The organism is Bradyrhizobium sp. (assembly GCF_030654605.1).
Taxonomy (GTDB): domain Bacteria; phylum Pseudomonadota; class Alphaproteobacteria; order Rhizobiales; family Xanthobacteraceae; genus Bradyrhizobium.
The window spans coordinates 1-20,000 of the sequence record NZ_JAURXB010000072.1 but is presented as its reverse complement, the minus strand read 5'-3'; the positions used below and the strand labels follow the sequence as shown (position 1 = coordinate 20,000).

At 64.9% G+C, this 20,000-nt stretch carries 20 protein-coding genes, 1 tRNA gene and 1 pseudogene (1 of these 22 running past the window's edge); 5 read left to right on the top strand and 17 right to left on the bottom strand.

The window, feature by feature from the left end:
- A protein-coding gene (locus tag Q7U29_RS07010) for a hypothetical protein (protein ID WP_304739863.1) crosses the window boundary here: on the top strand, nucleotides 1-396 show its 3' portion. Its footprint begins 213 nt before the window's first position; only the last 396 of its 609 coding nucleotides appear in the window; its start codon lies beyond the left edge, outside the window; the stop codon is at nucleotides 394-396.
- A gap of 75 nt (nucleotides 397-471) precedes the next feature.
- Here the strand turns inward: Q7U29_RS07010 and Q7U29_RS07005 are convergent, their stop codons facing one another.
- Nucleotides 472-1,560, bottom strand: coding sequence for a TRAP transporter substrate-binding protein (locus Q7U29_RS07005; protein ID WP_304739861.1), 1,089 nt, complete (start codon nucleotides 1,558-1,560; stop codon nucleotides 472-474).
- A gap of 397 nt (nucleotides 1,561-1,957) precedes the next feature.
- Between Q7U29_RS07005 and Q7U29_RS07000 the strand changes: the two genes are divergently transcribed.
- Nucleotides 1,958-3,043, top strand: a complete 1,086-nt coding sequence (locus tag Q7U29_RS07000; RefSeq protein WP_304739859.1) for an NAD-dependent epimerase/dehydratase family protein — start codon at nucleotides 1,958-1,960, stop codon at nucleotides 3,041-3,043.
- Nucleotides 3,044-3,086: 43 nt separating this feature from the next.
- On the opposite strand, the gene Q7U29_RS06995 is transcribed toward Q7U29_RS07000, so the two are convergent.
- The 6 genes from Q7U29_RS06995 to Q7U29_RS06970 all read right to left on the bottom strand — a co-directional run bounded on the left by Q7U29_RS06995 (nucleotide 3,087) and on the right by Q7U29_RS06970 (nucleotide 8,202).
- Nucleotides 3,087-4,394 carry an NAD(P)H-dependent oxidoreductase gene (locus Q7U29_RS06995; protein WP_304739857.1) on the bottom strand — a complete coding sequence of 436 codons (1,308 nt, stop codon included), beginning with the start codon at nucleotides 4,392-4,394 and terminating at the stop codon, nucleotides 3,087-3,089.
- A 164-nt stretch (nucleotides 4,395-4,558) separates the two neighbouring features.
- Nucleotides 4,559-5,359 carry a phytanoyl-CoA dioxygenase family protein gene (locus Q7U29_RS06990; RefSeq protein WP_304739855.1) on the bottom strand — a complete coding sequence of 267 codons (801 nt, stop codon included), beginning with the start codon at nucleotides 5,357-5,359 and terminating at the stop codon, nucleotides 4,559-4,561.
- A gap of 71 nt (nucleotides 5,360-5,430) precedes the next feature.
- Nucleotides 5,431-6,105, bottom strand: a complete 675-nt coding sequence (locus Q7U29_RS06985; protein WP_304739853.1) for a GntR family transcriptional regulator — start codon at nucleotides 6,103-6,105, stop codon at nucleotides 5,431-5,433.
- A 74-nt stretch (nucleotides 6,106-6,179) separates the two neighbouring features.
- Nucleotides 6,180-6,701 (bottom strand): GNAT family N-acetyltransferase, encoded by a 522-nt coding sequence (locus tag Q7U29_RS06980; RefSeq protein ID WP_304739852.1) that lies wholly within the window; start codon nucleotides 6,699-6,701, stop codon nucleotides 6,180-6,182.
- Nucleotides 6,702-6,758: 57 nt separating this feature from the next.
- A complete protein-coding gene (locus Q7U29_RS06975; RefSeq protein ID WP_304739850.1) occupies nucleotides 6,759-7,331 on the bottom strand; it encodes an XRE family transcriptional regulator in 573 nt (190 codons plus the stop codon).
- A 58-nt stretch (nucleotides 7,332-7,389) separates the two neighbouring features.
- On the bottom strand, nucleotides 7,390-8,202 hold the full coding sequence (locus Q7U29_RS06970; protein WP_304739848.1) for an alpha/beta hydrolase: 813 nt from the start codon (nucleotides 8,200-8,202) through the stop codon (nucleotides 7,390-7,392).
- A gap of 194 nt (nucleotides 8,203-8,396) precedes the next feature.
- Here Q7U29_RS06970 and Q7U29_RS06965 point away from each other — a divergent pair, with 194 nt between their 5' ends.
- A complete protein-coding gene (locus Q7U29_RS06965; protein ID WP_304739846.1) occupies nucleotides 8,397-8,939 on the top strand; it encodes a methylated-DNA--[protein]-cysteine S-methyltransferase in 543 nt (180 codons plus the stop codon).
- Between the two features lie 214 nt (nucleotides 8,940-9,153).
- Here Q7U29_RS06965 and Q7U29_RS06960 read toward each other — a convergent pair whose 3' ends face one another.
- From Q7U29_RS06960 to Q7U29_RS06930, 7 genes are all read right to left on the bottom strand, one after another.
- A complete protein-coding gene (locus Q7U29_RS06960) occupies nucleotides 9,154-10,026 on the bottom strand; it encodes an MBL fold metallo-hydrolase (RefSeq protein ID WP_304739844.1) in 873 nt (290 codons plus the stop codon).
- A gap of 15 nt (nucleotides 10,027-10,041) precedes the next feature.
- Nucleotides 10,042-10,659: a glutathione S-transferase family protein gene (locus tag Q7U29_RS06955; RefSeq protein WP_304740053.1), complete on the bottom strand. Its 618-nt coding sequence runs from the start codon at nucleotides 10,657-10,659 to the stop codon at nucleotides 10,042-10,044.
- 192 nt (nucleotides 10,660-10,851) lie between these two features.
- Nucleotides 10,852-11,694 (bottom strand): fumarylacetoacetate hydrolase family protein, encoded by an 843-nt coding sequence (locus Q7U29_RS06950; RefSeq protein WP_304739842.1) that lies wholly within the window; start codon nucleotides 11,692-11,694, stop codon nucleotides 10,852-10,854.
- A gap of 97 nt (nucleotides 11,695-11,791) precedes the next feature.
- Complete coding sequence (locus Q7U29_RS06945) at nucleotides 11,792-12,634, bottom strand: MBL fold metallo-hydrolase (protein ID WP_304739840.1); 843 nt, start codon at nucleotides 12,632-12,634, stop codon at nucleotides 11,792-11,794.
- 29 nt (nucleotides 12,635-12,663) lie between these two features.
- A complete protein-coding gene (locus Q7U29_RS06940) occupies nucleotides 12,664-13,593 on the bottom strand; it encodes an NADPH:quinone reductase (RefSeq protein WP_304739838.1) in 930 nt (309 codons plus the stop codon).
- 60 nt (nucleotides 13,594-13,653) lie between these two features.
- Entirely contained in the window at nucleotides 13,654-14,439 is a 786-nt protein-coding gene (locus Q7U29_RS06935; protein ID WP_304739836.1) for an SDR family oxidoreductase, read from the bottom strand.
- Nucleotides 14,440-14,582: 143 nt separating this feature from the next.
- Nucleotides 14,583-15,095: a CvpA family protein gene (locus Q7U29_RS06930; RefSeq protein WP_304739834.1), complete on the bottom strand. Its 513-nt coding sequence runs from the start codon at nucleotides 15,093-15,095 to the stop codon at nucleotides 14,583-14,585.
- Between the two features lie 123 nt (nucleotides 15,096-15,218).
- Between Q7U29_RS06930 and Q7U29_RS06925 the strand changes: the two genes are divergently transcribed.
- The gene (locus Q7U29_RS06925) at nucleotides 15,219-15,980 is read left to right on the top strand and encodes an SDR family NAD(P)-dependent oxidoreductase (RefSeq protein ID WP_304739832.1); all 762 of its coding nucleotides are present in this window, start codon (nucleotides 15,219-15,221) and stop codon (nucleotides 15,978-15,980) included.
- 121 nt (nucleotides 15,981-16,101) lie between these two features.
- Here Q7U29_RS06925 and Q7U29_RS06920 read toward each other — a convergent pair whose 3' ends face one another.
- On the bottom strand, nucleotides 16,102-17,703 hold the full coding sequence (locus Q7U29_RS06920) for a GMC family oxidoreductase (RefSeq protein WP_304739830.1): 1,602 nt from the start codon (nucleotides 17,701-17,703) through the stop codon (nucleotides 16,102-16,104).
- Nucleotides 17,704-17,867: 164 nt separating this feature from the next.
- Nucleotides 17,868-19,301 carry a coniferyl aldehyde dehydrogenase gene (locus tag Q7U29_RS06915; RefSeq protein ID WP_304739828.1) on the bottom strand — a complete coding sequence of 478 codons (1,434 nt, stop codon included), beginning with the start codon at nucleotides 19,299-19,301 and terminating at the stop codon, nucleotides 17,868-17,870.
- Between the two features lie 300 nt (nucleotides 19,302-19,601).
- Here Q7U29_RS06915 and Q7U29_RS06910 point away from each other — a divergent pair.
- Nucleotides 19,602-19,678 (top strand) — tRNA-Met (locus Q7U29_RS06910).
- Between the two features lie 141 nt (nucleotides 19,679-19,819).
- Here Q7U29_RS06910 and Q7U29_RS06905 read toward each other — a convergent pair.
- Nucleotides 19,820-20,000: pseudogene (locus Q7U29_RS06905) on the bottom strand (transcriptional regulator); the annotation flags it as partial.

Below are 20,000 nucleotides of genomic sequence, written 5' to 3'. Positions count from 1 at the left end.
GCGGCCGTGGCGGAAATGGATCCGATCAATGAGAAACTGCCGGACGACGGCAAGCCGCTGGATGCCAAGATCGTCGCGCAGCTCGATGCCGTCGCCAAAAAGAACGGATTTGCCTCCTACGATGACTACAACCTCGTGGTCGACAATGTCAGCCTGGTGATGGCCGGCTTCGATCCCGCGACCAAGAAATATGTCGGCGCCGAAGCCGTGATCAAGGCGCAGATCGCCCAGGTCCAGGCCGACAAGAAAATGCCGGCCAAGGACAAGAAGGAAGTGCTCGCCGAACTCAACGGGGCGCTGAAGTCACCGGGGCCCGCGATCGAGAACAAGGGCAACATCGATCTCGTGACCAAATATTACGACAAACTCGCCGAGGCGATCGGCGAGGAGGACTGACAGTCAGCGCGATCAGAAAAAAAAGCCCCGGAAAATCCTCCGGGGCTTTTCGCTGTTCTCAACGTCGCACGTGCCTCAGGTGCGCGTGCGCATTCGCATCATGAAGCTGTCGAAGCTCAGCTCGGCCACCTGCATCCATGCCAGCGAATCGCTGCGGAACGCCGCCAGGCTGGAGTGCATCTTGCCGAAATGGGCGTTGGACTTGGACAGATCCGCATAGATCTCGTTGGCGGCCTTGTAGCAGGTCTCGAGCACTTCCTGCGGGAACGGCTTCAGGATCGCGCCGGAGGCGAGCAGTCGCTTCAGTGCCGGCGGATTGACGAAATCGTACTTGCCGGTAACCCAGGTGAACGTGTCGTGCGACGCCGCGGTGATCGCCGTCTGATAGTGCTTCGGCAGCGCGTTCCACTTCTCCAGGTTCATGATGTTGTGGCCCTGGCCGGTGCCTTCCCACCAGCCCGGATAATAATAGTACTTCGCCACCTTCACGAAGCCGAGCTTTTCGTCGTCATAGGGGCCGACCCACTCGGCCGCGTCGATGGTGCCTTTCTCCAGCGCCGGATAGATGTCGCCCGCCGCGATCTGCTGCGGTACGCCGCCGACCTTGGCGATGATGGTGCCGGCAAATCCGCCGACACGGAATTTCAGGCCCTTGAGATCCTCGGTCGACTTGATTTCCTTGCGGAACCAGCCGCCCATCTGCGCGCCGGTGCTGCCGGTCGGAACGCCGAAGCAATTGTATTCCTTCAAGAGGTCGTTGAGCATGTCCATGCCGCCCGCGAACAGCATCCACGACATATGCTGCCGCGTGTTGAGCCCGAACGGCAGCGACGTGCCGAAGGTGAACGCCGGATTCTTGCCCCAGTAATAATACAGCGCCGTATTGCCCATCTCGACCGTGCCGTTCTGCACCGCGTCGAGAACCTGCAGCCCGCCCACGATCTCGCCGGCGGCGAACGGTTGAATCTGGAACTTGTTGTCGGTGAGGTCGGCAACGCGTTTGGTGAAGAATTCGACGCCGCCGTACAGCGTATCGAGGGATTTCGGCCAGCTGGCCGCCAGCCGCCACTTAATTTCCGGCATTGATTGTGCGATGGCGGGCGCGGCGACCGCGCTCGCAGCAAGACCAATACCGCCGGCCTTCAGAAATTCACGACGCTTCATGTGCTTCCTCCTCTGTGTTTTTTTATGTCGCGTTATCGACGAGGGGCAACGATCTTGATTGTCGCTTTTTAAATCGCCGACGGTCGACTGAGATTGGTACCTGAATCCAGACCCCGAAAACAAACCCGAAAACATACCCATTGTCCGTTTTTGGGCACGACCGAAATCTGGACATCCCGAACCGCGGGCAGGATGACCAATCGGTTCCCAGGAATCAAGGGTGTCGCTTCGGCTCTCCCTCACGACGCAGATGCGAACAGGCGCGAACAGGCCCCGCAATGCTGCGCCTTCGACTAAAGTGCACGTTTGGCGGGCAGCGACGCGCGACGCCGCGGGCTGCCGCGCTCCGTCGTGATCTGCTAGGCAGGGCCGGGAAATCGCACCGGAGAACGTGTGCATGGCGGGCAAGAAGGTCGTTATAGCGGGCGCCACGGGCCTGGTAGGAGGCGCCGCCTTGCGGCATTTCGGCGCCGCCGGCGGATCCGAAGTGGTCGCGCTTTCGCGGCGGAAGCCGCGCCAACTCTACGGCGCCCGTCACGTCGCGGTAGACCTGACCGACCCCAGCCAGTGTCAGCACGCAGCCGCGGAGCTGCGGGGCGCCACCCACCTCGTCTACGCCGCACTCCATGAAGCGCCGAACCTGGTCGATGGCTGGCGCGATCCCGGCCAGATCAGCACCAATGACGCGATGCTGCGCAATCTGATGGCGGTTCTCGAGCCGGCCGCGCCAACGCTGCGTCATGTCGCGCTGCTGCAGGGTACCAAGGCCTATGGCGTTCATGTTCGCCCGCTAAAGGTTCCGGCGCGGGAAGGCCGCTCGGAAATGTACGAGCAACCGAATTTCTACTGGGCGCAGGAGAATTTCTTGCGGGAACTGCAGCCGGGCAAGGCCTGGTATTGGAGCATTCTGCGGCCGGTGCTGATCGTCGGCGAGGCCATCGGCGGCGCCATGGACCTGATCCCGCCGCTCGGCGTCTATGCCGCCATGCTGCGCGAGCAGGGCAGGGCGCTGGATTACCCGGCAGGTGCTGCGCGGGTGTCGCAGGCGGTCGACGTCGACCTGCTGGCGCGCGCCATCGCCTGGAGCGGCCAGGCGGAGGCGGCGCGCAACGAAGCGTTCAACGTCACCAATGGCGACGTCTTCACCTGGGAAAATGTCTGGCCGGCGATAGCGGATGCGCTGGACATGAAGCCGGGCAGCAACGTCCCGCTGTCGCTGGCGCAAACCTGGCCACAATGGGTCCCACCATGGGAGGCGCTGCGGCGCAAATACGATCTGGCATCGCCCGGTCTCGAAGCCTTCGTCGGCCTTTCGTTCCAGTACGCCGACTACACCATGCGCTATGGCCAGACCGAACCGGGGCCGCCCGCGCTCGTCTCGACCGTGAAGATCAACCAGGCCGGCTTTACCGAGATGATGGACACCGAAGTGATGTTCCGGAAATGGTTCAGGCAGGCGCGGGCGAGCCGGTTGTTGCCGTGACCCCGACACGCTGAGAGATTCTTGCGAAGTTCAAGCGCACCGCTCACTTCGCAAACGCCGCTTCCATCGCCTTGCGGGTCTTGATGGTGTCGTTGTTGGCATCGAACTCGACGTCGCTCCAGCGCACCACTTCGCCATGGGCGACGTCGTTCTTCAGCTTCAGGCGATGCGCGAGCCCGATCGGCAGGGCGCCTTTGGCCAGGCTTGCCGCCGCCGGCATCAGTTTGCCCCACACCGTGTAGCCGCCCTCGCCGTCGAGCATTTCGCCGGCGCGCAGATTACGCTTCGCCACCGAGGCGACGTCGCCCTTGAAGCCGTACGGCTGTCCGGTGGGCTCGCCGCGCAGCGCCGCCGACAGGATCGAGATGTTCAGCTCGAGCCCGATCAGATGATACGGCTTGTACATCGCCGCATAGCGCCCGCTGGAATCGGTCTTCAGGCCGTACTGCCTGAAGCAGTCCGCGGCGTAGTCGTTCGGCGCTTCCAGCACCACATAGACGCCCCAGCGCAGGTCGCGGAACACCGGGCGGCCGTCACGCTCCAGCGACGACACCACCTCCACCACGCCGGATTTCTCCAGCACGCCGCCGGCCTCGCGCGGCCGCATCACATGCGGCAGGTCGTCGACGCCGCAGGGCGGAAACAGCAGGCCGCCGCCGGGTACGTCCAGGCCGGTGGCGTTGGCGATCGCCGCCATCTCGATCGCGGATTTGGTGCCGTCGAGAAACGAGTTGAACATCTGCGGGTTCATGCCGGCGGACTGCGCCTCGCCTGCCGTCAGGCCGTAATGGCCCCAGACACCTTCCGGTGTGACGTCGTGATAGGCGGGCAGATATTTTGTACCTTTGCCGGCGGCGACGACGCGAAAGCCTGTGGCGCGGGCCCAGTCCACCATCTCGGCGGTCAGCGCCGGCTGGTCGCCATATGCCAGTGAATAGACCACGCCGGCCTTGCGGGCTTCCTCTGCCAGCAGCGGGCCCGCCAGCACGTCGGCCTCGACATTGACCATGACGATATGCTTGCCGGCCGCAATCGCGGCGCGGGCATGCCGGATGCCGACAGCGGGATTGCCGGTGGCTTCTACGATGACGTCCATCGCGCCTCCCGCGATGGCGCGCGCGCCGTCGTCGGTGAATACGGTGGCCGCGATCCGCGCCTCGTCCCAGCCGACCGTGCGGCAGGCCTCGCGGGCGCGATCGCGGTCGATATCGATGATCAGCGGCACCTCCAGTCCCGGCGTGTGCGGCACCTGGGCCAGGAACATCGAGCCGAATTTTCCGGCGCCGATCAGGGCCACGCGGACGGGTTTGCCGGCGGCAGCGCGGGCTTGGAGGAGGTGATGCAAATTCATGGGAGATGATCCGGTTGCAATGAAACGTGTCCCGGACGCGGTGCAGCGCTTTCGCGCTGCTCCGCAGAGCCGGGACCCATGGAGATGGTGGGTGTGTGGTACAGGCCCCGGCTCAGCAGCGCACCGCAAGAGCGCTGCGCTGCGTCCGGGGCACGAGAGACATCCTACTCCGCCGCCTGCCGGTGCGCCCGTGCCAGACGCAGCAGCGCATCGTCATCCACGGTCTGGATCGGGCTAAAATCGCGATGCGCGATGTATTCGGGCCGCGTGGGGGTGCGGATGTAGTTGGAAACCGCGTTCAGCGTGAGGTAGACGATCTTGCGCGGATAGGGCGTGATGTTGCCGGCCGAGCCGTGCACCAGATTGCCGTGGAACATCAGCATGCCGCCGGCCTTGCCGGTGGAGGCTACGATGCCGCCGTCCTTGACCAGCCGCGTCACGGTCTCCTCGTCCAGCGTCCACAGCGGGTAGGAGGTGGTCTCGAGGTCGTGCGAGGCCTTGAGGTCGCCGGCGTGCTGGCTCTTCGGCACCAGCATCAGGGGGCCGTTGATCGGCATCACCTCGTCGAGGAAGATCGCGATGTTCATCGCGCGCGGCTGCGGCATGCCGTCGTCGCGCTTCCAGGTGCCGTAATCCTGGTGCCACTGCCAGACGTCGCCGGTGAAGGCCGATTTGGCGTTGATCTTGTACTGGTGCATGTAGACCTTCTCGCCGAAGATCTGCTCCACCGGTTCGATCATGCGCGGATGCGCGCCGAGCAGTCCGAATGCCTCGTTGTAGAGATGGGCCGCAAAGGCGGTGCGCGGCGCGCCGCTCTTCTCGCGCCACACTTCGGGGCGCTTGGTGTCGTAGATGCCCTCCGCCTCGCGCGCCAGCAGCGCGACCTCTTCGGGGCTGAACAATTCGGGCAGGAACAGCCAGCCCTCGCGGTTGAAGTCGTCGATCTGTTGCTGGGTCAGTTTCATCGGTTCCTCCTCTGGTTTTGTTCTTGTATTCGTCATGGCCGCGCTTGCCCCGGCCATCCACCCTGGCTGGCCTACGCAGCTCTCGCTGTCGCCTTCAGCCGCTCCTCGGTCATTCGCCCGGCGCCGAGCGCATGCGCCAGCGCGGCGCCTTCCGCGGCTTTCGCATTGCCCGACAGAATATGCGCGGCGATGGTTTCGTGTTCGCTCCAGGCGCTCTGACGATAATCCAGCTCGGTCAGCACCGTCGCCATCGAGCGGCGCATACGCGGCCATTGCGGCCCGATCATTTCCTCGATCGCGGGATTGCCGGACAGCCGGTAGATCGCGCGGTGAAAATCGACGTCGAGCGCGATCAGCTTCGCCAGCGGCGTGTTCCCGTCGACCCCGCGCCCGGCGCGCAACGCCGTTTCGAGGTCCGCGCGCGCCGCCGTGTCGGTCTTGACGCGCCCGGCGGCGAGCCTTGCCGCCAGCGCATCGATGGCGCCGCGCACCTCATAGAGCTGGCGAATCCGCACCGGATCGAGCCGGGTAACCTCAAAACCCTTGCGGCCGCTTTCGGCGACCAGCCCCTGCCGGTGCAGCAGATGCAGCGCGTGGCTGACCGGCTGGCGCGAGACGCCGAGCTGTTCGGCAAGCTCGTTCTGCCGGATGCGATGCCCCGGCGGCAGCGTGCGATCGACGATGCCGTCGAGAATCCGCGCATAGACCTGGTCGATCAGGTTCGGGGTCGGGTCGAGCGGGATCATGGGGCCGTCCAGTTTGGAATACGGAATTCCGTATTCGAAAAATAACCCGAGAGCCCGGGGCGGTCAAGGGACGCTCAGCTGCCGATCCGCTTCCAGTAGAACAGCGCCCCGCTCAGGCCGCCGTGCGGCTTGAAAGCGTAGTCCGGAATTTCGCCGGCCAGGGTAAAGCCGAGTTTCTCGTACAGTCCCGCCGCGCCGCCGTCGGTCGCGGTGTCCAGCACCAGCAGCGTTCGGTTGCGCTTTCCCGCGATCTCCTCGGCCGTCCGCATCAAAGCGGTGGCGATACCGCGGCCGCGGTGGCTGCGGCGGGTCATCATCTTGGCGATTTCGGCGCGATGCGGCTGATTGGGCGGGCAATCGAGCAGCAGGGTGACGGTGCCGGCGAGCACTTCGCCGTCCCAGGCGCCGAAGATGATCCGCTCGTCGCGGCCGGCCGCCGCCAGCGCATTGTCCCAGAAGGCTTCGGCCGCGTTCGGCTGCAGCGGATGCATGAAGCTGACCGATCCGCCGTGCGCGACCGTCTCGATCAGGATCTCGCTCAGCGCATTGCGAATGTCGGGGCTGGCGCTCAGCGCTCTGACTTCGATCGCGGACATGATGGCTGGCTCCGGCCGTTGGCATGAATTCCGAGAGCTTTGGTCCCGTGCATCGCGTTAGCTCCGTGCGAGCGCGACGAGATAAATGCAGGAGGTGCCGGTTTCGTTGGCGAAGGTGGTCTCCGCAGGCGCGCCGAAACCGAGGCAGTCGCCGGTGGCCAGCACGCTGCGTTCGCCGTTCTCGGTGATGACGAGTTGGCCTGTCTGCACCCAGACCGCCTGGCGGATGCGCGCATAGGAGGACGCCGGCAACACGACGCTCTTGCCGGCGGGCATTTCGACCTGGATGATTTCGACGGGATGGTCGGGCCGGCCGAACACCTGTTTGCGCGAATAGCCGGTCGCGGGATCACGCCACACCGGCTGGTCGGCGGCGCGCGACAGCAGCGGCCGGGTGGCGTCGCCTTCAGCACGCACCAGCAGGCCCGCCAGCGTCAGGTCGAAGGCGCTGGCGAGCCGCACCAGGATCACCGCGGTGGGGCTCAGCTCCTCGCGTTCGATCTTGCTGATGGTGGCCTTGGAGACGCCGGATCGTTCGGCCAGATCCGCCAGCGACCAGCCACGGGCGTCCCGCTCCAGCCGCAGCCGGCGCGCGATCCGGGTCCCGGTGTCGTCTCCTATAATAGACATATGTCTCTTATAGTAGATTGTGCTGGTCACGGCAAGGCGCGCGGAGCCTCAGGTGCGATCAATTCGCCGCCAGAAACTGCAGCACGACCTCGCAATATTTCTGCGGCGCCTGCTCGAACATCGGATGCGTGGTGCCCGGGATCATGGCCGTCGTGGAGCCTGCTACATGCGCCGCCAGCGCGCGCAGCACCTGCGGCAGCGTCCCCTTGGTATTGCCGCCGCCGATGAACAGGGTCGGCGTCCTGATCGCCTCGGCATCGGCTTTGGAAAATGGCGGGCGGTTGTCGCGGACCTGGCCGATCAGCGTCATCGCGTTATCGCGCAACAGCTGCTTCGGCGACGCCGGCAGCCGGTTCCAGGCGCCGGGGCCTTCCAGCGTGTCCAGGAAATACGCCAGTCCGCCGTCGATGTCGCCGGCCGCGATTTTCTCGGCCGATGCCGCGAACCGCGCCGCCAGCGGCGAGGGCCCGCCCCTGAAGGCGGGATCGAGCGTGGCGTCGAGTTCGCCGCCGGGTTCGGCCAGAATCAGTCTGCGCAGCAAATCGGGCCGCCGCTGCGCCACCCGAAACGCGATGTGCCCGCCGCGCGAATGCCCCATCAGGTCGACCGGCTTGCTGTCGAGTTGCTCGATGAAGCCGATGACGTCGTCGACATGCTGCGCGATCGAATAGGTATCGCCAACGCCGTCCCAATGCTCGGGAAAGAAGTGCCGCAGCGACACCGCGATCACGCGATGCTTCGTCGTCAATGGCCCGAGCACCGCCGACCAGATCCGGAAATCGCACAGCGAGCCGTGCACGCAGACCAGCGGCGGGCCCCGGCCGACCTCGAGATAGGCCATGTCGTATCCGTTGACGCGAAGGGTTTGCATGGAGGACTCGCTGGGTGGAGCAGCTTCGGGCAGGGCGCCCGGATGTCATACGCGGGCTTGCCCGGCGACGACCACCTTTTCCCATGGGACACTGCCATGTCCCCCCGGAATCCGGGTGGATAGCAACAATCTCCAAGCCTATCTTCCCGGTCAGCATCAAGCTCAAACATGGAGCCAGAGGATTGGAGCCAGCCATGTCCGGCCATAGCTTTGCGATATTCGACACATCAATCGGCCGCTGCGGCATTGCATGGGGCCCGCGCGGTATCAATTCCGTGCAGCTGCCGATGGGCAGCGAGGACAAGACCCGCGCCCGGATCCGCCAGCGCCATGGCGACCTCGCCGAGGCGCCGCCCCCGCCCGAGGTGCAGCGCGCGATCGACGGCATCGTCGAACTGCTCACGGGCAAGCCGAACGACCTTGCCGACGTCGTGCTCGATCTCGACGGGGTTCCCGAATTCAACCGCGGCGTTTACGACATCGCCCGCCGCATCCCGCCGGGCCAGACACTGACCTACGGCGATATCGCCAGGAAACTCGGCGGTGTCGAGCTGTCGCGCGATGTCGGCCAGGCGCTCGGGCGCAATCCCTGTCCGATCGTGGTGCCCTGCCACCGCGTGCTCGCGGCCGGCGGCAAGCCGGGCGGATTTTCGGCCAACGGCGGCGTGGTAACCAAGCTGAAGATGCTGGCGATCGAAGGCGCGGTGGTCAATCACACGCCGAGTTTGTTCGATTGAGGCTCTTATCCCTCCCCCCGCGCGCACTTGCGCGTGGTGGGGAGGGTGGCCGGCCGAAGGCCGGTCGGGTGGGGGGTGCTGCAGCAAACGATCCGATAGCTGAATGTGCTGAAGCACCCCCCACCCGGCACATCGTTCGCTGCGCTCACGATGCGCCACCCTCCCCACCGCTGCGCGGGGGGAGGGATAAGGAGCGTCTTCACTTGCGCAGATTTCAGCTCACCGCCTCGCACGAAAACCCGTTGCCCAGCCGGCGGATTTTCCCGATCGAGGGCGAGGGGAAATGCGCGGTGCAGCACAGCGTGTCGGTGTCGCAATAGCGCTCCAGGAAACCGCGCCGCGTCGCGGCCGCCGCGGCCTGATCGACGTCGAATTTCACCGACAGCTCCGGATAGCGCGTCTGCAGCGGCGAGTGCATCAAATCGCCGGAGAATACCGCGTCGTCCCTGCCGCGGCCGAAGGTGAACGCGACATGCCCCGGGGTGTGGCCCGGCGTCGGCAGGATCCGCGTGTGGTCGCCGATCGCGTAATCGTCGCGTACGATCTCGGCTCTACCAGCTTCGACCACCGGCAGCACGCTGTCGCCGAACGGCGGCACCGGCGTCTTGGCGTTCTGTTCGGTCCAGTAGTCGAACTCGCTCTTGCCGAACACGTAGCGTGCGTTGGGAAAGGTCGGTACCCAGCGGCCGTTCTCCAGCCGCGTGTTCCAGCCGACGTGGTCGACATGCAGATGGGTGCACATCACGAAGTCGATGTCATCGACGGCAAACCCGGCCGCGGCCAGCGCGCGCAGATAGGTGTCGTCGGTCTTCATGTTCCAACTCGGGCGCAGCGGCCGCGGCTTGTCGTTGCCGATGCAGCTGTCGACCAGGATGGTGTGATGCGGCGTCTTCACGACATAGGACTGGAAGCACAGGATCAGCACATCGCGGGCGTCGAGCGCGCCGGCCTGTTGCATCCATGCCCGGTTCTCCGCCAGCACGTCCGGCGTCAGCCCGGGCAGCATCTCCAGCGCCGGCAGGAACGTGGTTTCCTGCTCGATCAGGCGATGGATGGTGAGATCGCCGACGGTGAATTCGAGGGTCATGGCCATTCCTGCCCGTTATGCCGGCGGCGGCACCGAGATCCTGACCGAGGGGCGTTCCAGCATCTTCTGGTGGAAGGCGTCGAGGTTGGGGAAGGCCTTGCGCCAGCCGCAATCGGCGAAGCGGAAGTCGGCATAGCCGAGTACGCAGACCAGCGCGATCTGCGCGATGTCGAGCTGCGGCCGCGCCAGCATCTCGGTCTGCTTCTCGAACCGTGCCATGCCATTCCAGGCGCGGGCCCAGTGGTCGTCGGCCCATGCCTGCCAGCGCTGCGGCTCCGGCCGCACCATCTTCTCGTAGCGGCACAGCAGCATCGAATCCAGCATGCCCTGCAGCATGGAATGATCGCTCTTGACCTTCCATCTGATAGCACCCGATGCCGGAACCAGCTTGCCGCCGCCGGCCAGTTCGTCGAGATATTCCGTTATGACGTAGGAATCGAGAATGACGTCGCCATTATCGAGGATCAGCACCGGCAGCTTCTTCAGCGGCGTGATGCGCGAATACTCGTCATTGGGCTGGCCCGGCACCACGGTGGCGGAGATGAATTCGATCCTGTCGATCAGGCCGAGTTCGATCGCGGCAATGCGCACCTTGCGGGCAAACGGCGAGGCCGGGGAGAAGGAGAGTTTCATCGGGGTGTCCTTGAATTGCGTCCACATCACAACCTCATCCTGAGGAGCGCGCCGCTCTCGGCGCGCGTCTCGAAGGATGGGCAACAGCGAATGTTCCAACGTCACCCTTCGAGTTCGAAGGGGGGCCGTCCTTGTGGCTCATCCTTCGAGACGCGCGCGTTGCGCGCTCCTCAGGATGAGGGCGCGGCGCCCTCACGCCGCGACGATTTCCTGGCGCTGTTCGCCGAGGCCCTCGATGCCGAGCGTGACCACGTCGCCGACGTTGAGGAATTTCGGCGGCTTCATACCGGAGCCGACGCCGGGCGGCGTGCCTGTCGTGATGATGTCGCCGGGCATCAGCGTCATGAACTGGGAGACGTAGGACACGATCTTGGCGACGCCGAAAATCATGGTCGCGGTCGAGCCGGTCTGGCAGCGCTTGCCGTTGACGTCGAGCCACATCGACAGCTTCTGCACGTCCGCGATCTCGTCCTTGGTGGCGACAAACGGACCGAGCGGGCCGAAGGTGTCGTGCGACTTGCCCTTGGTCCACTGGCCCAGCCGCTCGATCTGGAAATTGCGCTCGGAGACGTCGTTGCAGACGCAATAGCCGGCGACGTGGTTGAGCGCGTCGGCCTCGGTGACGTATTTGGCGCGGGTGCCGATGATGATGGCGATTTCGACTTCCCAGTCGAGCTTGGTCGAGCCGCGCGGTTTCTCCACGGCGTCGTTGGGGCCGCACAGGCTGTTGATGGCCTTCATGAAGATGATGGGTTCGGCCGGAATCGGCATGCCCACTTCGGCGGCGTGGTCGGAATAATTGAGACCGATGGCGATGAATTTGGGCACGCCGCCCACCGGCGCCCCGATCCTCGGCTTGCCGTCGACGGCGGGCAGCTTCGATGCATCGAGGCCGGCGAGTTTGGCGAGCGAGGCCGGCGAATAGGCCTCGCCGTCAAGGTCCTTCAGATGGGCGGAGAGGTCGCGCAGCTGACCCGATTTGTCGATCAGGCCGGGCTTTTCCTGGCCCTTGGCCCCGTAACGAACGAGCTTCATGTCTCACTCCCTTTTGAAGGTCTTACTTGCCTCGATGCTTCATGGAACAGCGCGGGCCGAAATTCAATGGCTGACTGCGCGTCGCATTGCAGGGTTGTCAAACCACGAACTCGAAGGCGTCGCCGTCGCGCCGGATGCGGCCGGCGTTGAAGTGGCCGCCAATTACCAGTGTCGGCGTATCGGCGAAGCGTCCGAACAGCTCTTGCCGCGTCGCGGCCGAGTGCGCGGGATCGGAATCGGCGGTCGACGACCAGTCCAGATGCGCCATCTGGCAGGGATGGTGGGCGACGTCGCCGGTGAGCAGGCCCTGTTCGCCGTCCGACTGAATATGGATGCTCATATGGCCCGGGCTGTGGCCGGGCGTCGGGATCAGGGTGATCTCGTCGCACAGCCTGGCGTCGCTGGCGACCAGGTCGGCCTTACCCGCGTCCGCGATCGGTTTGACCGAGTCATTGAAGACCGCGAGCTTGTCGCTCTCGTCGCTGTGGTCGCGCCAGTGCTCATATTCGGCTCTACCGAACACATAGCGCGCATTGGCGAAGGTCGGTACCCATTGGCCGCCAACGAGCTTCGTGTTCCAGCCGACATGGTCGACATGCAGGTGCGTGCACAGCACGGTGTCGATGCTGTCCGGCGCAAAGCCTGCCGCCGTCATGGTTTCGAGGAAAGGGTCTTTCCGATTATTCCAGGTCGGCACCTTGCGGCCTTCCTTGTCGTTGCCGAGCCCGGTATCGACCACGATCCGCCGCGTCGGCGTTTCCACCACAAGCGAATGGATCGACATTTTCAGCCGGCCTTCCTCGGTGGCGAAATGCGGAATCAGCCAGGGCAGCTTCTGGATTTCCTCGTTGGTGGCCAGCGGCAGGATGAATCGCGTGCTGCCGACGGTCTCCAGTTCGACGATTTTCGTGATCCTGACCTTGCCGATCTTCCAATGCATCCGGCGTTCCCTGTGTCCTGTTCCAGCCTCTACCGCGCGCAATCCACCACCACGGTCCCCAGCTTGTCGCCCTTCTCCACCGCGAGGTGGGCCTGCGCGGTTTCCGACAGCGGAAACTGCGCGGCGATGTTGTGGAGGCGTTTTCCCGCGGCCAGCCATTTCGAGATGTCGGCCTGCGCCGCCGCCAGCAAGGGCTGCGGCAACGCGAACAGCACCAGCGCGCGCAGCGTGATGCATCGCTCCATCAATTCGCGCATCGGCACCACAGGACTGCGATTGCCGTTGGTGGCGTAGACCGCGATGGTCGAATTCATCGCCATCAGTTTCAGGGTGGTGGCGATGTTGCCGCCGAAATCGACATCGACCACGCGATCGACGCCGCGCCCTTCGGTAAAGGCCATCGCCTTGGCGACGACGTCCTCGGTCTTGTAGTCGATCACGAGATCGGCGCCGGCCAGTCGCGCCTGCTCCGCCTTGAAGGCGGAACTGACCGTGGCGATCACCCGCGCGCCGCCCCATTTCGCCAGCTGCACGGCATAATGACCGACCGCGCCGGCGCCGCCGGTGACCAGCACGGTCCGGCCGGCAATCGGTCCGTCGCCGTACAGGCCGCACCAGGCGGTCATGCCGGGAATGCCGAGCGTGGCGCCGGCCGCGAACGACACGTTGTCCGGCAACGGCGTCACCAGTTGTTCGGCGAGCGCAATGTATTCGGCGGCGGTGCCGAAGGCGCGGCCGTTGCGCTGGCCGTTGAACAGCCAGACCCGCTGCCCGATGCTGAGCCGGGTGACGCCGCCGCCGACCTGGTCGACGATCCCGGCGCCGTCGCTGTTCGGTATCACGCGGGGGAATTCCATCGCGCGGTAGCTGCCGGCGCGACGCCCGACATCGGCGGGATTGATGCCCGAAGCCTCCAGCCGGACCCGGACTTCGCCGGGGCCGGCCGTTGGCGTCGGCATGTCGCCGAACTCAAGCACATCGGGTGCGGCACCCGTGCGCTCATACCAGACCGCCTTCACCTACAGCGTGCCCGGGAAGGCGCCGCCGTCGAGCAGGATGTTCTGCCCGGTGATGAAGCCGGCCTTGGCGCCGCAGAGAAACGCACAGGCCTGACCGAATTCCTCGGGGTCGCCGAAACGTCCGGCGGGATTGAGCTTGGCCCGCTCCGCCAGCAACTGATCGACCGTGATGCCGCGCTTCTCGGCGTCGATCTTGGCGACCGGGCCGCGCAGCCGGTCGGTGTCGAACGGGCCCGGCAACAGGCCGTTGATGGTGACGTTGTTGATCACGGTTTTCCGCGCGACGCCGGCGCAAAAGCCGGTGAGGCCGGCGCGGGCGCCGTTGGACAGCCCCAGCACCTCGATCGGCGCCTTCACCGCGGCCGAGGTGATGTTGACGATGCGGCCGAATTTGCGCGCCATCATGCCGTCCACCGTGGCCTTGATCAGCTCGATCGGCGTCAGCATGTTGGCGTCGATCGCCTTGATCCAGTCGTCGCGGGTCCAGTTGCGGAAGTCGCCGGGCGGCGGGCCGCCGGCGTTGTTGACCAGGATATCCGGATCGGGACAGGCTTTGAGCGCAGCCGCGCGTCCCTCTGGCGTGGTGATGTCGCCGACCACCTCGGTCACGGTGACGCCGGGGCTCAACTTACGGATTTCGTCGGCGGTCTTCTTCAGCGCCTCGGCGCCGCGCGCGGTCAGCGTCACATGGACGCCTTCATTGGCGAGCGCGATGGCGCAGGCGCGGCCGAGGCCCTTGCTCGATGCGCAAACGATGGCGCGGCGGCCTTTGATTCCAAGATCCACTGTCTCACTCCCGTTATGTCTGGTGTTTTTTGCAGGCAGGTCAGGCTCCTTGTAGCCAACCTCGGCGGCCTTGATAAGGGGACCGCGCACCGCCGAAATGCATATCAGGGTGGGGTTGCGGTACCGGCCGTGGCGCAGGGAGGCTATATACGCCGCTCTTTCTTCAGCCGGTCGATATAGGCGGTCACATCCGGCGGCAGGGACTTGAAGCCCTTTTGCCCGGCGACCGACAACAGCGGCCGCAGATGCGAGCCGGTCAGGAACGCCGGCTGACGGCCGGCCGGCACCAGCTGATCGAAGATCAGCACCAGCGTGATCGCGACGAGGCCGACACGCACCGCCCCCAGCACTGCGCCGGCGAGGCGGTCGGCGGTACCGGTTTCGGTGCCGATGGCATCATCGAGCGCCATGCGCATGATCTTTCCCAGCACGATGCCGGCGACCAGGAAGATCCCGAAGAACCACACCGAACTCTGCCATGGCGAATTGAGCTGGCCCGTGAAAGCGGGCGAAACCATCGAGGTCGCCCAGACCGCGATCGGCATCGCGAAAAGATAGGCCACGATCGTCACCGCGCTGCGCAGCAGTCCGGCGTTGAAGCCGGTGACGACGGCGACGATCAATCCGACGTAGACGACCACATCGAAGCTGCTCATGGACGGTGATTTCCAGCCCTGTTTCGAACGATCCGGCGTTCGCGCAATCGGTCAACGAAACGGGTTTGCGATCGCTACAATCGTCTGTATCAATGCGCGCGCACCTTGCTCAGGGAACACGTCATGGCCGGTCTATTCGACGTCAGTAAAGAAATCATTCTCGTCACCGGCGCCAGCCAGGGGCTGGGCCGGCAGTTCGCGCGCGTGCTGTCGGCGCATGGCGCCGCGGTTGTGCTGGCGGCGCGCCAAACCGCCAAGCTGAAGAGCCTGGAGGATGAAATCCGCGGCAAAGGCGACCGCGCCGTCGCGGTGCAAATGGACGTCACCGATACCGCCTCGATCGCCAGCGCGATCGACAGCGCCGAGGCCGCCCTCGGCCCGGTCAGCGTGCTCATCAACAATGCCGGCATCGCCATCGAAAAGCTCGCGGTCGACCAGACCGAGGCGGACTGGGATGCCGTCATCAACGCCAACCTGAAGGGCGCCTATTTCACGGCGACCGAGCTGGCGCGGCGGATGATCGCGCGCAAGCAGGAAGGCAACATCGTCAACGTCGCCTCGGTGCTCGGCTTCGGCGTGATGAAGTTTCTTTCGCCCTACACCATCTCGAAGGCGGGCATCATCCAGGCCACCAAATCGATGGCGCTGGAACTGGCCGGCAACCGCATCCGCGTCAACGCGCTGGCGCCGGGCTATATCGATACCGAGATGAACCACGAATTCTGGGCAACGCCCGCCGGCGAGAAACTGTCCAAGCGGATTCCGCAGCGCCGGGTCGGCGCCGAATCCGATCTCGACGGCGCCATCCTGCTGCTGGCGTCGAACGCCTCGCGCTACATGACCGGCAGCGTGGTCACGGTGGATGGCGGATTTCTGCTGACTTGAAGCTCTCTCAACGTCATTGCGAGCGAAGCGAAGCAATCCATCTTTCGTGAAACGAAAAGAGAGATGGATCGCTTCGTCGCAAGCGCTCCTCGCAATGACGTTGATGGGGGCTCGGCCCCGATTACCCCCGCAGCTCCGCCTTGATCATGTCGGCGGCCTTCTCGCCGATCATGATGGTCGGTGCATTGGTGTTGCCGCCGATCAGGGTCGGCATCACGGAGGCATCGACGACGCGCAGGCCTTCGAGGCCGTGGACTTTCAGTTTGGCGTCGACCACCGCCATCGGGTCGCTGCCCATCCTGGCGGTGCCGACCGGGTGATAGACGGTGTCGACGCGCTGGCGCAACAGCGTGCGGATCTGCTCGTCGGTCTCGACGCCTCCGGTGAACATGTCCTTCTGCTGCAGGGCGCGCAGCGCCGGCGTCTCCAGCAGCCGCCGCGTGATCTTGAAGCCCGCGACCATGGATTCGAGGTCCGCCTCATCGCCAAGAAAGTTTGGATCGATCAGGGGAGCGGCGAACGGATCGGCGCTGCCGAGTGCGACGTTGCCGCGGCTCTTCGGGCGCAGCAGGCAGACGTGCATGGAAAAGCCCGTACCCTTGTGGCGTTTGCGGCCATGGTCGTCGGCCATCGCCATGCCGAAATGCAGCTGGATGTCGGGCACGTCGAGCTCGGGGCGGGTTTTCAGGAAGCCGCCGCATTCGGCGAAGTTCGAGGTCATCGGTCCGCGGCGTTCCCGGCGGTACTGGCTGATCGCGCGCAGCAGGCGCGGAATGCCCTTCAGCGAGAGGCCGTTGAAGTTCGGGTTGTCCGACATGTAGCCGAATACGAAATCGGGATGGTCCTGCAGGTTCGCTCCGACCCCGGGCAGATGATGCACACTGTTGATGCCGTGCTTGCCGAGTGCCGCGGCGTCGCCGACGCCCGACAGCATCAGCAATTGCGGGGTCTGGAACGCGCCGGAGGCGACGATCACCTCGCGCCGCGCCCGGATCTGCTTCAGTTCCTTGCCCTGCCGGTATTCGACGCCGACCGCGCGCGTGCCTTCGAACAGGATGCGGGTAGCGTGCGCGCCGGTCTCGACGCGCAAATTGGCACGGCTGCCGATATGCGGATGGAGATAGGCGCGCGCCGCACTCCAGCGCTCGCCGTTCTTCTGCGTCACCTGATAGACGCCGAGGCCTTCATGCTCGTCGGCATTGAAGTCCTCGCGGATCCGGAACTGGCCCTCCCGCGCGCCTTGCAGGAAGATCTCCTGCACCGGATTGTCGGTGCGCAATTTGTTGACGGCCAACGGCCCGCCCTTGCCGTGATACTCGCCGTCGAAGTCGGCGTTGTCCTCGGAGCGCTTGAAATAGGGCAGCACGTCGCTGAACGACCAGCCGGGATTGCCGAGCGAGGCCCATTGGTCGTAGTCGCTGCGGTGGCCGCGGATATAGACCATGGCGTTGATCGCGGAGGAGCCGCCTAACCCCTTGCCGCGCGGCTGATATCCGATGCGGCCGTTGAGGCCCCGCTGCGGCACCGTGTCGAACGCCCAGTTGTTGAGCTTGCCCGGCACCATCAGCGCCAGCGCGAACGGCGTGGTCACCGCCCAATTGTCGTTTCTGCCGCCGGCGTCCAGCACCGCCACCGAGGTCTTGGGATCCTCGGAAAGCCGGCCCGCCACCGTGCAGCCGCCAGAGCCGCCGCCCACCACCACGAAATCGTATGTATCCGTCACGCGTTGTTCCCCCCGGGTTTTCGTTTTTTGTTTTCGTCATTGCGAGCCACCGGGTCGGCGCAAAGCGCCGCCCGATGACAGGCTCCGCGAAGCAATCCATAGCGCAGCAAGGAAGAGTGGATTGCTTCGTCGCAAGTGCTCCTCGCAATGACGATGATGCAGCATTACGACATGAATCGCAGCAGCTTTTCCAGCCGCGCGATCTTGCCGCCATAGGGCGGATAGAGATCGGCGAGGCGGTTGAACTTCGAGCGATAGAACACCGGCTTCAGCTTGCTCAACGTATCGAACCCCCATGCGCCGTGATAGGCGCCGGTGCCGGACGCGCCGACGCCGCCCATTGGCTGGTACATCTGGGCAAAATGAAACAGGCAGTCGTTGACGGTGACGCCGCCGGAGACGGTGCGGTCCAGTACCTCGTCGCGCGCCGCATCGTCCTTGCCGAACCAGTACAGCGCCAGCGGCCGGTCGTGCTTGTTGATATAGGCCACCGGCTCGCCGGCCTCCCGGTAGCCCATGATCGGCAGCAGCGGCCCGAAAATTTCCTCCTGCATGATCGCCATCTCGGGCGTCGCGCCGACCACGATGGTCGGCGGAAACTTGCGCTTCGATTTCCAGGCGGGATCGCCGGGACTTGTCACCTGCATGATCCTGGCGCCCCTGGCGGCGGCGTCCGCCACCAGGCCTTCGAGCCTCGCGTAGTGCCGGTCGGAGACGATCGAGGTGTAGTCCTTGTTGTCAGGGTCGGTCCCGAACATCCGCTGCATGCTGGCCTGCACCTTGCCGGCGAACTCCTGCACCGACGCTTCCGGCACCAGCGCATAATCGGGCGCGATGCAGGTCTGGCCGGCGTTGAGCAATTTGCCGTAGGCGATGCGCTCGGCGGCTTCGGCGATATCGGCGGAGCGGTCGACGATGGCGGGCGATTTGCCGCCGAGCTCGAGCGTGACCGGCGTCAGATTGCGCCCCGCGGCTTCCGCGACGAGGCGGCCGACCCGCGTGGAGCCGGTAAAAATCAGATGGTCGAACGGCAGCGACGCGAACGCCTTCGAGACATCGTCCTCGATGCCGGTGACGATCATCTCGTCGGCGCTGAACTTGGATGCGATCACTTCCTGCAATAGCGCGGAGAACCGCGGCACGAGCTCGCTCGGCTTGATCATGACCCGGTTGCCGGCGGCCAATGCGGCCACCGCCGGCGCCAGCGTCAGCTGCAGCGGATAATTCCAGGGCGCGATGATGCCGACCACGCCGAGCGGCTGCGGCATCAGCCGGTTTTTCGCCGGGAAGAACTGCAGCGACGTCGCCACCCGCTTGGGCGCCATCCATTTCGCAAGCGAATTCGCGGCGTGCTTGATCTCGCCCAGCACCAGCATGGTCTCGGCGATCGTGGTCTCGACCGTGCTGCGATGGCCGAAATCGGCCGAGATCGCCTGTTCGAAGCGGCTTTCGTTGTCCGAGACCGCCGCGCGCAGCCGCGCCAGCCGGTCCAGCCGCTCGGCGAGGGTGGGCGGTGGTGCGGTCCGGGTCAGCTCGAACAGGCGGTGAAAGGCGTCCTCCAGGGCGTTCTGCCCGGGGCTTTTCAGGGGCTGGTCCATGGCGTTTCCTTCGGGTTCCCGGCCCGGAAGCTGGGCTTTTGCGCAGTTTCTGGCAAGAGCGGTGTCGACGGGCTGATCTGGCGCAATAAACCCCCGTTTCGACCGTCATAAAAAGCTCAAAAGATCACCCTCGGCCCTTTCCAAAGCGGGTTCACGTTGGTACATACCGCTCGCACCCAATGGCATCAGCCCAAGGGTAGCCTTCTCAGGAAGCCTCCGGACAGGTCTGATCGGCGCCCTCGGGCGTTGCGCCAGATTCGTCTCTAGCACCGGTTTTTGACAGGGCGTGCAACGGTTTATCGCGGGGTGGAGCAGCCCGGTAGCTCGTCAGGCTCATAACCTGAAGGTCATAGGTTCAAATCCTATCCCCGCAACCAAGCTTTGATAGTGATATCAGACGATTAGCCCGCCTCTGGCGGGCTTTTCGTTGTAGTGCAAGCGCTTGCCAGCCGTTCACGGTGAAAACCGCCTATTCCAATGGCTTGCGCTACCGTTGTTCGCCCGTCCCGGCCACACGTTCACGATTGTTCGGACGCGGTGCCGAGTTCTCCAAAATTTGTGATGTTCACGCTGCCCTCGGGAAACCGCGCGGTGATTTCCAGCGAGCCACCCAGGGCTTCCACATAGCGCCGCAGGTTGCTGACATACATATCCGCGCGCCGTTCAAGCTTGGCGACGGCCGGTTGCCCGACGCCCAAT

Bases quoted from the DNA above. Each gene is read 5' to 3' on its own strand.
- Q7U29_RS07005 (WP_304739861.1), bottom strand. From the start codon at position 1,560: ATGAAGCGTCGTGAATTTCTGAAGGCCGGCGGTATTGGTCTTGCTGCG.
- Q7U29_RS07000 (WP_304739859.1), top strand. From the start codon at position 1,958: ATGGCGGGCAAGAAGGTCGTTATAGCGGGCGCCACGGGCCTGGTAGGA.
- Q7U29_RS06995 (WP_304739857.1), bottom strand. From the start codon at position 4,394: ATGAATTTGCATCACCTCCTCCAAGCCCGCGCTGCCGCCGGCAAACCC.
- Q7U29_RS06990 (WP_304739855.1), bottom strand. From the start codon at position 5,359: ATGAAACTGACCCAGCAACAGATCGACGACTTCAACCGCGAGGGCTGG.
- Q7U29_RS06985 (WP_304739853.1), bottom strand. From the start codon at position 6,105: ATGATCCCGCTCGACCCGACCCCGAACCTGATCGACCAGGTCTATGCG.
- Q7U29_RS06980 (WP_304739852.1), bottom strand. From the start codon at position 6,701: ATGTCCGCGATCGAAGTCAGAGCGCTGAGCGCCAGCCCCGACATTCGC.
- Q7U29_RS06975 (WP_304739850.1), bottom strand. From the start codon at position 7,331: ATGTCTATTATAGGAGACGACACCGGGACCCGGATCGCGCGCCGGCTG.
- Q7U29_RS06970 (WP_304739848.1), bottom strand. From the start codon at position 8,202: ATGCAAACCCTTCGCGTCAACGGATACGACATGGCCTATCTCGAGGTC.
- Q7U29_RS06965 (WP_304739846.1), top strand. From the start codon at position 8,397: ATGTCCGGCCATAGCTTTGCGATATTCGACACATCAATCGGCCGCTGC.
- Q7U29_RS06960 (WP_304739844.1), bottom strand. From the start codon at position 10,026: ATGACCCTCGAATTCACCGTCGGCGATCTCACCATCCATCGCCTGATC.
- Q7U29_RS06955 (WP_304740053.1), bottom strand. From the start codon at position 10,659: ATGAAACTCTCCTTCTCCCCGGCCTCGCCGTTTGCCCGCAAGGTGCGC.
- Q7U29_RS06950 (WP_304739842.1), bottom strand. From the start codon at position 11,694: ATGAAGCTCGTTCGTTACGGGGCCAAGGGCCAGGAAAAGCCCGGCCTG.
- Q7U29_RS06945 (WP_304739840.1), bottom strand. From the start codon at position 12,634: ATGCATTGGAAGATCGGCAAGGTCAGGATCACGAAAATCGTCGAACTG.
- Q7U29_RS06940 (WP_304739838.1), bottom strand. From the start codon at position 13,593: ATGCCGACGCCAACGGCCGGCCCCGGCGAAGTCCGGGTCCGGCTGGAG.
- Q7U29_RS06930 (WP_304739834.1), bottom strand. From the start codon at position 15,095: ATGAGCAGCTTCGATGTGGTCGTCTACGTCGGATTGATCGTCGCCGTC.
- Q7U29_RS06925 (WP_304739832.1), top strand. From the start codon at position 15,219: ATGGCCGGTCTATTCGACGTCAGTAAAGAAATCATTCTCGTCACCGGC.
- Q7U29_RS06915 (WP_304739828.1), bottom strand. From the start codon at position 19,301: ATGGACCAGCCCCTGAAAAGCCCCGGGCAGAACGCCCTGGAGGACGCC.